Annotated in this window: 11 protein-coding genes and 1 CRISPR repeat array; of the genes, 4 read left to right on the top strand and 7 right to left on the bottom strand. The window is 32.5% G+C overall.

Annotated features, from left to right (window positions below; genetic code table 11):
- Positions 1-119 precede the first annotated feature (119 nt).
- The 4 genes from B5F08_RS12590 to B5F08_RS12580 all read left to right on the top strand — a co-directional run bounded on the left by B5F08_RS12590 (position 120) and on the right by B5F08_RS12580 (position 4,931).
- Positions 120-1,094 carry a tyrosine-type recombinase/integrase gene (locus tag B5F08_RS12590; RefSeq protein WP_087380173.1) on the top strand — a complete coding sequence of 325 codons (975 nt, stop codon included), beginning with the start codon at positions 120-122 and terminating at the stop codon, positions 1,092-1,094.
- A gap of 48 nt (positions 1,095-1,142) precedes the next feature.
- The gene (locus B5F08_RS13660; RefSeq protein ID WP_275532179.1) at positions 1,143-1,277 is read left to right on the top strand and encodes a hypothetical protein; all 135 of its coding nucleotides are present in this window, start codon (positions 1,143-1,145) and stop codon (positions 1,275-1,277) included.
- Between the two features lie 311 nt (positions 1,278-1,588).
- On the top strand, positions 1,589-2,578 hold the full coding sequence (locus B5F08_RS12585) for a toll/interleukin-1 receptor domain-containing protein (protein ID WP_087380170.1): 990 nt from the start codon (positions 1,589-1,591) through the stop codon (positions 2,576-2,578).
- A gap of 31 nt (positions 2,579-2,609) precedes the next feature.
- Positions 2,610-4,931, top strand: a complete 2,322-nt coding sequence (locus tag B5F08_RS12580; RefSeq protein WP_087380167.1) for a hypothetical protein — start codon at positions 2,610-2,612, stop codon at positions 4,929-4,931.
- A gap of 465 nt (positions 4,932-5,396) precedes the next feature.
- On the opposite strand, the gene B5F08_RS12575 is transcribed toward B5F08_RS12580, so the two are convergent.
- From B5F08_RS12575 to cas9, 7 genes are all read right to left on the bottom strand, one after another.
- On the bottom strand, positions 5,397-6,812 hold the full coding sequence (locus B5F08_RS12575; RefSeq protein ID WP_087380164.1) for a UvrD-helicase domain-containing protein: 1,416 nt from the start codon (positions 6,810-6,812) through the stop codon (positions 5,397-5,399).
- A complete protein-coding gene (locus B5F08_RS12570) occupies positions 6,784-7,518 on the bottom strand; it encodes a TOPRIM nucleotidyl transferase/hydrolase domain-containing protein (protein ID WP_158096312.1) in 735 nt (244 codons plus the stop codon). The genes B5F08_RS12575 and B5F08_RS12570 overlap by 29 nt, the downstream gene beginning before the upstream one ends.
- Positions 7,519-8,174: 656 nt before the next feature.
- Entirely contained in the window at positions 8,175-8,891 is a 717-nt protein-coding gene (locus B5F08_RS12565) for a hypothetical protein (protein ID WP_143256428.1), read from the bottom strand.
- A gap of 443 nt (positions 8,892-9,334) precedes the next feature.
- Positions 9,335-10,953: direct repeats of the CRISPR family, unit length 36 nt; unit sequence GTTAAACACCTATCTTAAATAACACGACACTCAAAC.
- Positions 10,954-11,012: 59 nt separating this feature from the next.
- Complete coding sequence (gene csn2, locus B5F08_RS12560; protein ID WP_087380155.1) at positions 11,013-11,705, bottom strand: type II-A CRISPR-associated protein Csn2; 693 nt, start codon at positions 11,703-11,705, stop codon at positions 11,013-11,015.
- Positions 11,702-12,007: a CRISPR-associated endonuclease Cas2 gene (gene cas2 / locus B5F08_RS12555; RefSeq protein ID WP_087380152.1), complete on the bottom strand. Its 306-nt coding sequence runs from the start codon at positions 12,005-12,007 to the stop codon at positions 11,702-11,704. The genes csn2 and cas2 overlap by 4 nt, the downstream gene beginning before the upstream one ends.
- A 4-nt stretch (positions 12,008-12,011) precedes the next feature.
- Positions 12,012-12,887, bottom strand: coding sequence for a type II CRISPR-associated endonuclease Cas1 (cas1, locus tag B5F08_RS12550; RefSeq protein WP_087380149.1), 876 nt, complete (start codon positions 12,885-12,887; stop codon positions 12,012-12,014).
- On the bottom strand, positions 12,884-16,990 hold the full coding sequence (cas9, locus tag B5F08_RS12545; RefSeq protein ID WP_087380146.1) for a type II CRISPR RNA-guided endonuclease Cas9: 4,107 nt from the start codon (positions 16,988-16,990) through the stop codon (positions 12,884-12,886). The genes cas1 and cas9 overlap by 4 nt, the downstream gene beginning before the upstream one ends.
- Between the last annotated feature and the right edge of the window lie 365 nt (positions 16,991-17,355).

Here is a 17,355-nt window from a genome sequence, read left to right as displayed (position 1 = left end):
TTAAATAGAACTCAAAAGATGGATGTTGTTAAAAATGAGTTGTATAAAAGCTATGTGACCGGCTGTACCTCTTTTGAGAGTTATAGCCGGTCTTTTTTATATCGGAAAGGAGAATTTTTATGACAGAAAAAACATTGACAGAATATTACAAAACGGTTTGGCTTCCATGTAAAAAAATAGAGTTAAAACCAACCTCATACGATCGCCTTTACAGAACAGTAACCAAAAATGTAATTCCCTATTTAGGACATATTCCGATGTGTGAAATTGAACTTCAACAAGTGTTGGATTTCTTTGAATTTGTGTATGGCACCTATTCCCTATCTACCTCAAAGAAAATATATGAAGCTGTAAACGCCTGTTTTAAGTTTGCACAGTACATAGGAGATGTTCCCAATAATCCTATGCTACCAATTAAGAAACCAAAGAAAAATAATTTTTCCCCATCAAAGGAAAAATCAATTTTAACTACCGAGGAAATCAAACGCCTTAAATTCGCCATATCAGTGAGAACCTATAAGAGCAGTCTTTTAGAGCCTTATATAGGCTGGGGATATTATTTCCTTCTGAACACAGAACTGCGCCCATGTGAATTATTGGGTCTTAAATGGAGCGATATTAAAGGCGATTATATATACATACAAAGAAGCGTTGTTTCATATCACGACGAAAAGAACGACAACTATGTGGTTCTTCTCCAAGAAACCCTTAAAACCTCAAGCAGCAGACGAAAAATCTATTTGAATAATAACGCTAAATATGCACTAAAACAAATTGCAAGTAAAACCAATCCAAAAGGTAAATTTATAATGCAGCACGAGGGAAAGATAGTAAAACCCGATATGCTAAGACGAAATTGGTACGCCCTGATAAAGGAAGCAGAAGTCACACCAAGAGAATTGTATTGTCTGCGTCATACATTCGCTTCCCTGCTCTTCAGAGAAAACTGTGATATAAAATCCGTAAGCCATATAATGGGACACTCCAGCGTCCGCACAACCTATGACACCTATATCCACCTGTTTGAAAAAAACTACAAGGAAACCAATGTGCTGGATAGAATAATATTAAATATTTATGATAAAATTTATTGATATTATAGCAGCATACTGCTATAATATCAATAATAGGAGGTGTTCATTGTGTCAATCAACAATAGCAACGCACAAAATAAATTAACAGATTGCACTAGTGAAACTTCCAACCGTGTTGATTTTGAGCTTTTCAAAAGCAATGTCTGCCACCGCCTTAAAGAAAAGGGTGATATAATAACTTAATAAGGTATTTGTAAGCGAAAAAGTTAAAATAATGATAGATTGTTTGAAACAATGGGATTTAAATTAATAATGATAAGCAATGAAAAACCGTACTATTTAGTAAAATTTACTGATAAAAAATGTGCAGACAAGCTTCTGGATGGCGAAATGTTTATGAGAACTATAGCTTGTTTTGGAGATATTTCGAGAAGATCTCCGGACTCACAAAATAAGTTCAAAAGAAATGTATAGAAGCGAAAAAGTAAAATATATTTCTTTAAATTAAGAGATAAAGGAAAATGAAATAGAAATAATAAAGGAGTCACAAAATTATGCGTATTTTTATAAGTCATGCAACTAAAAACAGTGAAATAGTAATAAAATTTTCTGAATTTTTGGAGAATGTGAGTAGTGATATTGAGGTGTTTTGTTCATCTGAAGATGGAAGCATAATGATTGGAAAAAATTTTGTGCAGACGATTTTTGATGAATTAAACAGCAGTGATTTGTTTGTACCAATTATTAGTAAAGAGTATTACGAAAGTAAATTTTGTATGATTGAATTAGGTGTAGCATATTCATATTTGTACAATCAGTTTAGTAAGCAGGGAGAAGACTATATTTTTCCTTTTGTACTTTACCCAATACAAAAAGGGCAAGCATTATCAGGAACGCCTATAGCCAATATTCAAACAGGTTCCATAAGCGACGAAAAAGATATCCATAGTTTTTTAGAATATTTAACTTCAGATAAAGGTGTTAATATTGGAGGCGGACTTAATCGAAAATTACATTCTTTCATATTTGATATTGAACAGATTTTTTTGTCGCATCAAAGTATTCTTGATACAGCGAAAATAGGAGCCTATTTTGATGATGATATTGAATTCAATAACCGAGAGGATATTGCTAGTACAAGTATTATGGAAAATATGATCGTAGTTAATTATAACATGAATCCATATGAGAAGAAAAAAATCAAATATCCTAAATTTATAAGCATGGTTTTGCGATATATAGATAAATTAGATATATCTCGTTATCTAAAATTTAACGAACAGGCTAAGTTTATCTTTACTTTGATTAACTTTACTAATTCATTGAAACGGATATTTGTTGAATTTAAATATTCAGATAATAATAGAATTTTGGAAACTTTTGAATTTCCTGTTGAGTATGGTGAAAATAAATTATCTATACCATTAGAGAAGATGAGAAGTAAAGCGTTAGGTAACATTTCGGAAATATGTTTTGTAATACACCCTGAAGATGTTAGAGAAGAAGAAGGAATGTTCAAGATAGGTAGCATAAAAATACAATGATAAGACATCAAAATAAACAAGGAGATAAAATATGAAAAAAAGTAAAAAGAATAAAATATCTATTTCCGGCAAATACTCTTTCGTTTGTTATTGTTTTATAATAGGTTTTATTTTTACTATGTCGTTGTTTTTTTCAATCATAGATCAAAGATATAATATTATTAATTGGCCTTGTGAATACGAGAATATTATTGGCATTGTACTACAGCTTATTACAGCAATTACCGCAATGATTGTATCTATTATCGGCATATCAATTTCTCTGCAAAACGAAAAGGTATTTGGCATCAAACTCACAACATTGTATGCCTTACGTAAACGCAAACATTATTCTGTTTTGCAAATCATTATAATTTCAATCTCTTTTTGTGCATTAAACATAGCATTCTATATGTTAGATTTAAAAGCTGCTGTTATTGGAACATCTATAACAATTTTGTTATTTATATTGCAAGTAGTATATCTTGAAGTCCCAATAATGGTCAAAACCGAGAATTCTGTAAAAAAAATCTTAAAAGAGAATTTTATTGATTGTTATATATGTGAATCAGAAACACCGAAGCCTATAAAAGATGCTGTCCGATATTTGCTTTATAGTGACACATTAAAAAGCACTTTTGAATTTCTCGAAGTAGATTCTGAGCAGGAATATAATAAATATACTTTGATAAAACTATTAGAATTTCAACAGGATTTGGCGTTCGACCTTAAAACCCAATATGATGATCATGAAAAGATTATCATTGGGAGCAGTTTATTAGAAAATGTGTTTGATGTTTTATTACGACATATTGCCTTTTCTGAACCTGTGTATTCTAAAGTTATAGAAAATAAACATTTACTCATCCGTGTACTTTTTCAAATTCAGAAATTACCGGAGATACAAAATCAATTTTCTGAAAAAGTTGGAAGTCTTATTGTACTGCTCCGTTCCTCAAGAAATATTTCTCTGGATCCTGATTTAATTGCAGATGTTATAATTATTTTATCAGCATGGACCATAAAAGAAGGAGACACAATTGTTATTAATGCATTAAGACGTCGATTTTCAAATTACAAGTACATTTTAGAGAAATCTTCTTATGCACTTGACGTTTTTGCTTTGCTTAGCTTGTATTTCTACTATTTAAGTTGCTCAGATCCTGATGTTCCACCCAAAATCAAACAAAAAATTAAAGAGTGGATTGTCGAAGGAGACATTATTGAAAAAGAAACAAAAATAACCTCATGGAAAAACCTGTTTTCTCAAGCTGCAATTAACTTTCAAGTGAATTATGATAGATTTTCAACTCTAGCCATGCGAAATGCCAGTATTTTAGAATACTATCTTTATGGTACAGGTATGAAATGGATCATTTTTGAACCTTCATATATAGCACAGTGGTATTTAACAAATTGGTTAAACTGCTCTCAAACGAACACATATAACTATTCTAATTTGATAAAAAAATACCCCTATCTTGAAACCGATTTAAAAAAACTGGGTAACAACTGTTTTAATGAAGATCAAACTTTTGTACCTACTAATGAAATGAATCAAATTGTTGATTTTTACAGCGATAATAAAAAACACTTTATATATTTTAAAATCAAAGAACAAGGAAACCACGATTTCTTCAAATTTATTAATGAACTAAAGTATGCTGAATTAAAGAATTATGCAGACCAAGCAGCTAATTTAGATCAAGGTAACTTGGTCTCAAAAATCATTAACAAAATTAGAACCGTTCTGAACAACGAATGGGGCTTCTACTCACAGCAAACAATACATAATGAAGAACGATATTGTTCTGTACTTTTCGAAAAGACACCTGAGGACATAAATTTTGAAGAATTTACCATTGATTATTGTGTAGGTATTGTATTAGAAGAATTGAAAAAAGCTATTAAAAAGACCATGGTGTATAACGACAATCAATTTAATAATAATATTCAAAATATTCTGTCAAATAATCCCCAATATGTAACACAAGGTGTGAAAAACACACTTCCATATTTTATTAAATCTAAATCGTTGAAACAGAAATTTAACAACTTCTGTAATCATTGTAACGAAATTCAAAGCAACCTTCTTGGAGATATGACAATCATCCTAACTGATAATGACTTTCGGTTTAACTATGAAATTCTAAAAGTAGAATTTCAAGAATTGTCAGAAAAAGAAATCACTGATGAGGTTGAAAAACATCAACGTGCAGATGGACAATTTATTTTTAACGGTGTATTTATGCCACGAGAAAAAATAATAGAGATTGTAAAAGCAAAATATACTGTTTTAAGTATAGTAATAAAGTATCAAGTGTTTTCGTCAAACAAAAATATTTTTAAGTTAGTTCCCTATTCAAACAATTAATGTACATGACAAAATAACAACAACTTGAGGAAATAAGATAAAGATGGTATAATGCCTACTAATTAAGGTATTATACCATCTTTGAAAAAGACTATCGAGCCGTCGATTAGTTTTACACTTCTGTTCCGTGTTCACACAAACTTGGGGATTTGGCTAGAGTCTAATAGGTCAAAAGGAATCAAAAAGTTTCTTCCTTGCTATGCAATGACAGAATAAGTCAATCAGTGAATATGAATGTAACTATAATTTTCCGTTCCAGATAATAATCCCTGGGACGGTATTTTGTATGTTGATTGATTTGGATTCATATAATTTATATTGATGTACATAGATAATTTTTGAAAATTATTTTGAAGTAAATTCTATTCGTATATCTTATTGATTCCTTATAACAATCTCTACATAGTGCTCTTCGTTAAACATCTATTTTTTATTAATCACTTAATGTAGCATTACATTGTTGTATTAATACTTAATTCCCTTAAAAAACATTTTCCTTTCATCTGAGATAATATAAATATATTTTTTGGCACGGGTCATGGCTACATAAAAATCTCTTACATCCATTTTATCTCTAGCATCAATAATAACACAATCAAATTCTAATCCTTTAGTAAGGACAGTTCTTGAGGATAGACGTGAAAAGGAAAATCTATTTTCTGTAAAATATTGTTGATTACTTAATATCTCAACAGTCTCTTTAAGACTAGCACTCTCCTCTACCATATATGTATATATTTTCCCTATACGAAATAACAATTCTTTACGATAAATATTAAATTTTTTATTATTCTCAAACCAACGTAACACATCAAGTACAGACTTAGATATATTATCTTTACACACTATTTCTATTAAGCGTCCTAAATCTTTATGTTTATTTATTTTCCTAAAATCAGATTTCCCCTTTTCTAAATTCTTGATATATGAGGCTAATTCTGATTGTATACTATTAATCATAGATTTTAAAGACTCAATTAATACAAGTGCTTTTCTTTCATTTTTTTCTGCTTCAATCTTTGCAATAATTGCTTCAGCTTCAGCTAAATCCTTCACTTCATCGTATTGAAAGAATCCACCATTGCGTTTGGAAAATAACTTTTGCTTGTTTATAAAAGCAGATAAATATACTATTTTTTCATAGTTCTTTATTTTGTATACAAACCTTCCATTGTTCCATTCAGTAGAATTTAATATTGTCATACAATTGGTAACATTTGAAATATTTATTGTTACATCATTACCATTAAGTACAGTTATTATTTTCTTTCTAAGATTATCAAGCAACAAACCAAGCTCGGCATTTGTTTTTTCCCATCTTCGTGGCACAGTCAATGGAGATATAACTTTAAAAGTAAAATTTTTCCAATTTACTATTTTATCTTCTTTAACCCAATAGAAAATCCCTTGGAGTGGATCTCCAAAAACTCTTATAGGAAGTACATTTTCAAGCTTCATGAAAATTGCATGCTGTGACTCTGTACAATCCTGATACTCATCAACAAAAATTCCAGAATATGTTTGTTTTAGAACAACCTTTGCCCATGAATTAGAAAAAAGTTCTTTAGTACCTTTATAGATTGATAAATAATCTATTTCATTAATTTTATCAGGGATGTACACATTTGCAGTTGCTGGATAAGCTTTGCACCATTTCATACAAAATGAAGCGATCGTATCTATCTCAAATTTATCATTACTAATCTGTTTCTTTCTCATTCTATCTTCTAATACAGTAACTCCAGCCCTTGTGTGTGTTAAAATCAATTGCTTTTCAGAACAAAACTTTACTGCTTTAGTTATTTCCTCAGTTTTTCCATAACCTGCGGGAGCAATTATTCCTACCATTGGTTCATTTAAATATTCTCGTGTCTTTTCCATAATTTATCCATTTAACAATTTCATTTATCGTTTTTATTTCTTCCATATCTGATGAAATATTTTTACAATTATCAAATATTGCTCGGCCAAGTGCTTCACCTCCAGCAACCCGTTTGAAAAATTCTTTCTTATTACAAATCATAGCTATATTTAGTAATTCTTTATCATTTAATTCTTCTCTTAATAAATACTTTTTTGTTGCATAGCCCTGTTCAATTAATTCGTCCCATGTAGCCTCTTTCTTTTCAGAATCCCATAAAAGTAAATTATTTAATGCTTCTTTAGAGAGTAATGGCAATAAAGCTGTTTCTATACATTTATTTTCATTCCATGAAAAAATATGAATACCTTTTGACAATAATGACTCTCTCTTTCTTCTATCTTCAGGACGATCATTATCAACTATCAAAGCAACATTAAATCCCAATTCAAAAAATCTTTCTGCCACATCTAATGCTTTTGCTCCGCCTTTTCCATCTACATAAGAGACACCTCTACTTGCCATATAATAATCGTCATCTACTTGAAGTTTTTCATCTAACGAGCGAATAAATCCAACTTCAGTAATTCCTTCACATATAAGTATTCTTGGAGTTAAAAAAGCATCTGGGATTGTCCTCAGCATTCCTTGCATTCTTGAATTTAGCTTTTCATCATCATTAGCAATAACCTTAAATGAAGTGATACCTTCATGAGAATGTAGCAAAATTAGCTGCGATATATCCAATTCTGAGAGAACTACTGTTGAATGTGTTGTAAATATTACTTGACCTCCAGTAGAAATTTCATTCTTTATTTAATGTATCGCAGTAAGAACTGTAGATTTCGTTGAATCTCCTGCTCCTATCAAACATATTAGTCTTTGCTCTGTAGGAAACGTTAACTCCGCATGTTTAATTCCTCTGAAATTATCTATTTTCACATGTCTGATTCGCAATCGAATCTCTCCTTTCTATGAAGATTAAAATCTTATTGTATTAGTCGTATATTGATATTTAAATTCTAATAAATCATATATTTATCTTTTTAACAAGCCTTGTAAACTCAGAGTTATAAGCGTATATAAAATATAATATAATACTGTAATTAATTTTCTTCATTGATATCACACCATACAAAATTAATAATTCCATAAACCGTCTATTTACGAATATCTCAAACTATATAGTTTTTTGATTTTTTATATTTTATACTTATGCTTATAACGTAATGCCTACCAATGCCTGTTTAACATAAAACTATTCAAAATGCCATTATGTAATTCTGTTTTCATTTTTATTTCTTTCTTTTTTCGCTGTCATCTTTAACAAATCCCCTCAGTCTAATTAAGAAATATTAAATTCTCTAATTTATCTTTTAATATCAAGATATACATTTTTTACTAAAATCATCATTTAAATTAGCATTCAACTTCTCTTCCAATTCATTTTGATTAAAACACTTTTTTCTCATTCCCATAGTTGCTTTGGTTTTAAAACTGTTAACATCAATTATACCACCTTCAGTAATATCTTTAACTGAGACCGTTCTTAATGATTTATCTGAAAAAACTTCATTTAAAGCAGTGTACATATTTCTATATTTAAAAACTTCTCTTATCATCTTCAATTCTATATCTACTTTAGATTGATTATATTTTTCATCATAAGCCTTCGGGAAAAGACATTTATGTATTTTTTTCAATCTATCCTCTTCTTCTATTCCTTCCTCGTATCCACTTGTCACTCCTTTACACTTTTCACAAAGAACAATAATATCATATAACAAAGTTATCATTAATTTTTTGGAATCTCTGCTTTTCCATAAAGAAAGTGGTGTCAAACATTTATACATTTCATATGCACTATTTTTTAACTTATCTATTTCGTTTATTACAAGAAGATAATCCTGCGAATACACATGGTGACTTTTAATTTGAAAAATAGAATTTTCTGCAGCATCTAAATAAAATATAAAGTCCTCCTTGTAACCAGCTTTATACAGATGGGAACATAAGTATAAATAAATGTTGCCACTATACTTCCAACTGCACCTAATACAATATTTGTAAAAATATCCATGATCAAATCCCCTCATCATTCACTATCATTTAAAAATATCTTCACTAAATTCTATACATATTTTAAAATTTATAATCATTCTGTATTCTTCATTCCTAAAACGACATCAAAAGTAAACATATTCTGTTTGTCATCATATGTAAAAACAGAATTTTTATCATTATCTATATTATTTTTAATTTCGTCATAATATTGATGATATTTATTTTTCTTACAATGCACTAAATATTTTTTAAAAATAAATTCCTATGTTTATTATAAACTGTTTATCCAAATATCTCCATACAGAGACATTATCTAAAATATAGTACAAGAAAAACCACAAGAGTAAGTATATTATCTCTTGTGGTTTTTCCTGCCCTACGGAATTATTCATATCTCGTTCTTATATATTACCATACAAATTCATCTAAACCAAGTATTTAAATCATAAAATTGCATATTAAATCGCTATTTTGCTTCGTTAAAGTATGATCTTAAATAACACGACACTCAAACAAGTAAAGGAAAAGCAAATCTATCGAATAGGTTAAACACCTATCTTAAATAACACGACACTCAAACAAAAGCTTTTATTAAATCTTAAAGGAAAGGTTAAACACCTATCTTAAATAACACGACACTCAAACCTTTCGGCTCAGTCTGTCAAGAGATGTAATGTTAAACACCTATCTTAAATAACACGACACTCAAACAAAGAGATTACAGGGATTGATGTTGATATGGTTAAACACCTATCTTAAATAACACGACACTCAAACACATAACGACTACTTTAGACCGATGAAAATGTTAAACACCTATCTTAAATAACACGACACTCAAACAAGCCCTGCTACCATTGCGTCTGTTGTCTTGTTAAACACCTATCTTAAATAACACGACACTCAAACGCCTCGGGAATGTCGCAAAAAGGTTGCTCGGTTAAACACCTATCTTAAATAACACGACACTCAAACTCTTGTGTCGGAAATGTCAGATTCGTCAATGTTAAACACCTATCTTAAATAACACGACACTCAAACTAAATAACATTGATACTGGTAAACCAAGTGGTTAAACACCTATCTTAAATAACACGACACTCAAACAAAAAATCGCATTATATAGCCATTTTTTATGTTAAACACCTATCTTAAATAACACGACACTCAAACGGTGCGGCAGGCTCTTTGATTGCTGATTATGTTAAACACCTATCTTAAATAACACGACACTCAAACATACATCGTGGATTGAAATACGTAGCAGAAGTTAAACACCTATCTTAAATAACACGACACTCAAACGCAGGACATCATAACCATACAGGAGGCCGGTTAAACACCTATCTTAAATAACACGACACTCAAACCATACTCTTTCATCATTGAAGAAACATTGCGTTAAACACCTATCTTAAATAACACGACACTCAAACAAGCCCTGCTACCATTGCGTCTGTTGTCTTGTTAAACACCTATCTTAAATAACACGACACTCAAACACGCCAGAGCAAGCAAAGACATTGAGAGAAGTTAAACACCTATCTTAAATAACACGACACTCAAACAGTAAAAGAAGATTACTTCCGTGAGGAAATGTTAAACACCTATCTTAAATAACACGACACTCAAACTATATCCCCTTTGATAACTTCAAGTGTTCTGTTAAACACCTATCTTAAATAACACGACACTCAAACAACGGCTGTTCAATGTCAACCTTTGTTGTGGTTAAACACCTATCTTAAATAACACGACACTCAAACATGATAATGAACTCAAACAAATAAATTTGAGGTTAAACACCTATCTTAAATAACACGACACTCAAACGTGGACAGTAGCAAACAGCCTATCGCCCGTGTTAAACACCTATCTTAAATAACACGACACTCAAACGGTATCAAATGTTACTACTAACTGGGTTAAGTTAAACACCTATCTTAAATAACACGACACTCAAACTTAAAAAATAAGGAGGCATAAATATGCAGAGTTAAACACCTATCTTAAATAACACGACACTCAAACAGGGTGGCAATCTTATAGCCGCTCCCGGGCGTTAAACACCTATCTTAAATAACACGACACTCAAACCTCAAATTTTGAGAAAACGTCATGACCACGCTCGGTTATTTAAGATTATCTACATTTTACTACAAAAACTCTTCATTATCAAGCCGTATTTCGCAAATATCCTTATCAATTATTACAATATCCTCATATTCATGCAAAGATCCCGATGATGACGGCTCCAAAACTATTAAATTCCATTTTCTGAAAAAAGCTTCCTTATATAAAAGCTTTATTTCTTCCATATCAAAATAGCTTTTTAAATTTACAAGAACAAAAATATCCTTTTTCAGAAAATGACTGCAAACCTCCATATAATCTACAAGCATTTCCAAGAAATTTTCAGAGCTTACATTTAATCGGTAGTCAAAAAGCTTTAAAACCGCCCCTATATCGTAAACTGTTTCCCACTCCAGTGGAAACTCTACAGACGAAATAACCTTGCTTCCAAAGCTGTTTAATAAGCCGAGAAGTTCTCCTGCCTCCCCGGCAAAGCCGTACAGAGCCGATTGCTTCAGCTCTGTAATCAGCTTTGATGAAAGTTTTTTCCCGTTAAAATCAAGACTAAAATAATCTGCTATTACTTCAGCATGTTTTTCAAAATCCAAATCAGAAACATCATCGGAAAGCAATATTTCTCCCTCTTCTCCTCGGCTTTGAACACTAAAGTCACGAACAAAATTTGCAAAAAGCTTTTTATTCTCTATAACCAGCAGGTTGACCTTGTTCTCCCTGAAAATAATAGGTTTCGAAAAAATGTGATGAAAAAATCTCATAATACTATCAGCCTTTCGCAGGAGGTTATCACCTGGGTATTTTGTTCTCCAAGCACGTACTCCATTCTTGAATATTGGTTTTCCGTCACAACCATCATTTGAATTAACCCTTTCGGAGGCTTGTTGGCTCTAACAGAGTTCATAATGGAATTTGCCACAGTCATATTTAGAGCCAGCTTACAGTATACAGACTCCTGCATCATCATAAAACCGCTGTTAACAAGGTGCTTTCTAAATTTGCTGTAGGCTTTCCTGTCGCTTGAGGTCACTGATGGCAAATCAAAAAATACTAATACTCTCATAAATCTAAAACTCATATTCAATCATTCTTATCTCTTCCGTGTTTTCGTTTTCAAGTGCGTTAAACAGACTTTTGCAGTATATGCCTATGGCATTGTTCAGAAAATGCTGTTTTCCGTCTATATAAACTTCCTTATTTAAGAGGGACACTAAGGCAAGCTTTTCCGACCTTTCAAATTTTTTCGGACTTATCAACGATACTTCCATATCCACAATAGGTCTCAGCGGTTCCATAAAGTCACAGCCCAAATTAAAGAAGTTGTATATATTATCATGGAAAATACCGAGCTGAGTTATATATCCACAGGAGGTAATTTCCCTGTTTACAGCCGAAAGCATAATGCCATACCCGTAATTTAAAGCGGCGTTTATCGGGTCGTCAATATTTCTGGAAAATTCTTTTCCGAATAAGGCGTTAAAGTAAACCTTTGCAGAGTGACCCTCTCTGTTCGTGGCGTCGTTAAAAGTCACATTATGCAGGTACTCTGTAAGCATATCAGCCTGCGGCAAATCAAAATATGACAAAACCTCACGCTGACCTCGGATTTTTGCCTTTACTATCTCTGTCCACACAGACTGCTTTGCCTTTAAGCTCCATTTTATCTGGGTTCTAACCTTAGAGCTTGTATCGTGACTTCCGTAAAAGGGAATTATCTCTCCGCAGGGGTTTCTTTTGTTATCACAGAAAATTACCTTTACCTTGTGACTTAACAGCTCGCATATGGCATAGGCGGTGACGGAGACCGCCGTACTTTCCAGCATAAGCACGGCAATCTCTCCTATATGTACCTTTTGTGTTTTTTCTGCGGTTCTCACCTCTATGTAGCCCAGCCTGTAATCCACCTTGGCATTTGAACTTACCACAACCACTCTCCAGCTCATTTTGTGCTTTCTCCAAAATCACCCAGCAGGTCAACGGATTTTTCAAAAACTCCTGTTATGGATTGATATATTATTTTTATCTCTCTGTAAATTTGTGGGCTAATATTTTTTGTTATCTTTATTCTTCCTACACAACCCGCTCCCGTAAGCAAAGTAAAATCTGCATTTACTGCATTACACTTTAACATATTCAAATTATTTTTTAATATCACTGCTTGGTCATGTATGGAAAGCCCATCAAATTTATTGCGATTATTCTTTAATGTGTCATATTGTGTACCGTATTTTATCTCATAAAGCTTTGTATTAAGTTTTTGGGTAATCACATCATAAAGCATGAGATTTTCTTCTTTTGTGATACCGTCAAATTTTGTAATCGGAAGCTCTTTCTGTGTGTCTTTGCATCTGTCGAGATATTTCGAAAGCTTCTTCACATAATCATGCCATAAATCCTCCAGCAATAACTGGTTTGCATTTTTTAATACAATCTGCCCCCCTGTTCTTCCGGAAATATGTCCACGGAAACCGTCTATAGAAATAAGAGAGTCTATTTTTATCTGCTTTATAAGTACAACAGGATTTTTAAGATTAAGAACCTCTGTGCAGTATTTAACAGGATCCGCTTCAAAAACATTTTTATTGAGTATAAAAACAGGTTCAATGGAACGAATACGTTTTTTCTTATTATCATGTTCAACATATGTAAAATATGCACCATAGCTATTATTATATCCGCCGTATTTCTTTCTGCTCAAATCAAACCTTTCGTCACTTGTCTTAATTGGAGCTTGTCCAAAGCCTTTTTTAAGAAGCTGCTGGTCATAAAATCCGCCTTTAACCTCATAAGCCAAACGTGTAAACAAAATATTATTCTTGCTCATTTGACGCTCTACTGTAGCGAATGTACCATCTTTACCCGGAACCCACGCAGTTTCTCCGCCACGCTCAACAGGGTAATCAAACACCTTATTAAGGCTGTAGGTTTGATTGCTCTTTTTAAGCTCTTTTATAAAATTCACGGGGCTTTTGGTAAACTTTATATGATAGACATTTCCCACTACAATATTCAAGTAAGCGTCCTTTGCGTGGTGATAGTCGTTTATATCCCTGCACTTTACAAAAGCTTTTCTTTCAACCTCTCCCGTTTTCTTATTAACGCTTCCCTTTCTGAAGTCGCTTACATTTCCTCCCTTTACATATACAATTTCGCTGTTATCTCCGTAAAGACTTTGCAGAATTTCTGCGGTTACCTTAGAGGACTGTCTTGTTTCCACAAGCTGACGGTTGATAAATCCTGCAAGTTCGCTGTCAGTAAATTTTGAGGTTCTTGTAAGCCTTTTGTATTTTTCTTTTGAAATCATTCCTTTCTTCTCAAGTTCATTCCAAAAGTTTTTCATATTTTTCTGTATATTATGATCTATAGGATAATTATCTTTTTTTATGTCACTGTTGATTGTCTTTTTAACCAATACACGGTTGTCAAGGCTGTCGTCCTTTGTTTTACTTCTCGGGTAAATATGGTCAATATCGTAATCACTGCTAAGTCTTTCAATAGAAATTCTTTCACCTGAATACATACATCTTCCAAGCTGAGCATAGTAAAAATAAAGGCTGTCCTTTCTAAGCTTTTCCTCGCTTGTGTCCTGGAGAGAAGCAAAAAGCTCCGGCTCCTCTTCCTTGCATTTTTTGTAAAGCTCTATAAGCTGGTCTTTTCTCGGTTTTCTTTTGGCTTCGTTTTTCTTTTTCTTCTTTGGGTCTTCTTTCTCCCTTGCCATTTCTATAAATATTCTCTTAGGTGAAGCTTTCATAATTTTCTCTATCTCGTTGATAATTCCTGTAGCTTGAATTATAGCCCTCTTTACCGATGGAGAAGCATAGCTTTCCTCAATAAAGTCTTTTACAGAGTTTGCGCCATGGGGCATATGCTGCTTTTTGTACTCAATAGCCTTGTCCATGTAATCATACTCACAGCTTAAAAGTTCCATGAGATTTTTGTTATCCTCCCACATGGAAGTAATAATGCTTTTCGCCTCTCCTGTTTCCCTGTTAACGTGGTATATTTTTGTTAAAAGCTCTTTTGAGAGTCTGCCCCAACCGGTAAATTTCTTTGAGGCGGCGTATTTTATATCCGCTTCGCTGAGAATATGTCCGTACTTTTCGGAAATATATGATTTTATAAGCTTTTTATCATCGCCGAACAAAACAATGTGACGTATAATATCCTCCACCATTTCCTCATCCTTATAGTTTTCAAGTATATTTCTAAAGGCATGATAGGAGGAAAGACTTGCTTTTATTCCGGTTTCCATGTCTATTCCGGATACAACATCAGCGTCAGTTACTCCGAAGTTGTTTTTCAAATAATCCTTAAAAGTTTTTGTTTTAACGGTTTTATATCTCATAAACAAATCATTGTACATACTCTGCTTCTGCTCAACGGTTATAGGTTCGCCGTTTATTTTAAGCTTGTTTATTTCATTTAAAACCATGTATTTACTGTAAAGTAAAGAATCCTTAGGAAGCACATCCGCTCCTGTATATGTACATTTTGCGGTCATTCGCACAATAAAGTTTTCTGCGCTTTTCTTTGTATCCACAACGTCACTGAAATTCCACGGATATATCTTTTCATCCGTTCTTTCAAGCCACGCAAACTTTGAATTTTTGTTTAATGGTCCTATGTAATAGGGGATTTTAAAATTAAACACTTGCAGAATTTTTTCTGATGTGGTCAAACCACTGTCATCTGTAATTTCATTTAAAAATGGGTAATATTTACTGCTGTTCTCTAAAATCTTTTTTAATTCCCTTTCGTTAATCTGATGGGGTATCAATCCGTTTTCTGCGCCGACCTGCTTTGGAAGGAAATCATTTTCCTCCATTGCAGAGAAAATAGCTTTTACATCATCTTTATCCTCAAAGGGTTTAAATTTCTTTTTGATGTATTTGTAAAAATCCTCTCTGGAAGCACTGGGATTTGTTTTCAGCTTGTCATCTGTGGACTTCTGTGATTTATCGGAATAATTTCCCGAATAAGCTGTGTAATTATCTATTTTTGTGCTGCAAACTCTGAAAATTTCTCGGTAATCCTCAGCAGTTAAATACTTTCTCACAAGCTGTTTTAAAAGCTTTAAATCTTTTGCATGTTTTTCATATATCTTTTTTCTTGCCGTTGAGATATATGTTTCTCCCTGCAAAATATCCTCGAGCAACGCCCAATCATAAACTGCTTTTATCCTGTTTATAAGCTCAAAGTCATCGCCCAAAACTTCCGACAGTTCAGCCTCAAAGTTTTCATAATTTGCAAGCTTAATGCTTTTAAGCTCTTTTAAACTTTCGTCATCATACAGATCAGCTATGTTTCCGCTTCCGCCGGATATCAAAGTAAATAATGCCTCTTTTTGCTTATCTTTTTTTGAGTAACCGGCATGTTCTAACAACAGCTTTGTTTTATCTTTGACTTTTATTTTCTTATCTAGCAGAGTTTTGGTAAAATCATCTTTATTGTTTAATGTTATCCTTTCAAAACCGCAGTCCTCCAAATAATCGTTAAGGCTGTCAAAGCCAATATCAAATGTTATCTCATCGTCTGCACTGATATCATCAAAAAGAAAATGTCCTCGCTTTTTAATTATATGATGCACAGCCAAGTAAATAAGTCTTATATCAAACTTTTTGTCCTTTTCAAGCAAGTCAACTTTTAAATGACTTATTGTGGGATAGTCCTTATAGTACTCTTTGTCTGTATAATCGCTGTCATTAAAAAGAGAAAATCTTCCCGGCTGTTCTTCAAAATCAGAGCGTTTATCCTCCGGTGAAAACATACTCTCCTTTAAGCGCTGAAAAAATCCCGGGTCTTTTTTGGCTATTTCCTCACTGAAAACATTTTGAAGCCAGTTGAGCCTTTGATTTCTCCTTTCAACTCTGCGTCGGGAAGTTCTAAAGCCTCTTCTTTCAGCAGCAGTTTTCGCTCCGTCAAAAAGTCTGACGCCCCACAATGCCTTTTGGTTAAATTTTATGACTTTGTACTCAGTATCCGTTACAGCCCATCCAACTGAATCTGTACCCATATCAAGCCCTATAAAATACTCTTTCCTATCCATCTTGCCCTCCTAAAAAATATTTATTGACATTGTTCCATATTTAATGTATAATTAACTCATCTTAAATAACATGACGAGTTCAAATAAGGCTTCGCCAAAATCGTTGGGAAACCAACCTCACAGTGTTGTGAAATTTAAAAAGACTTGCTTCGGCAGGTCTTTTTTTATTTTCTATATAAAACATCTATAAAATTACAAAAAAATTATATCAATTATAAAACAAAAAAGTCAATACTTTATTATATAAAAGTATTGACTTCAGCTTGTCCAAAAACCCTGAATTTCTATCTGAAATTCAGGGTTTTTGCGTTTATCAAGCAACCAACACTTTGATAAAAAAGAAGGAGGAATTGGGGTTTAGCCTA

Source organism: Anaeromassilibacillus sp. An172 (assembly GCF_002160515.1).
GTDB classification, from domain to species: domain Bacteria; phylum Bacillota; class Clostridia; order Oscillospirales; family Acutalibacteraceae; genus Limousia; species Limousia pullorum.
The sequence above is the reverse complement of the archived record's forward strand: the minus strand, read 5'-3'. Positions and strand labels throughout refer to the sequence as shown.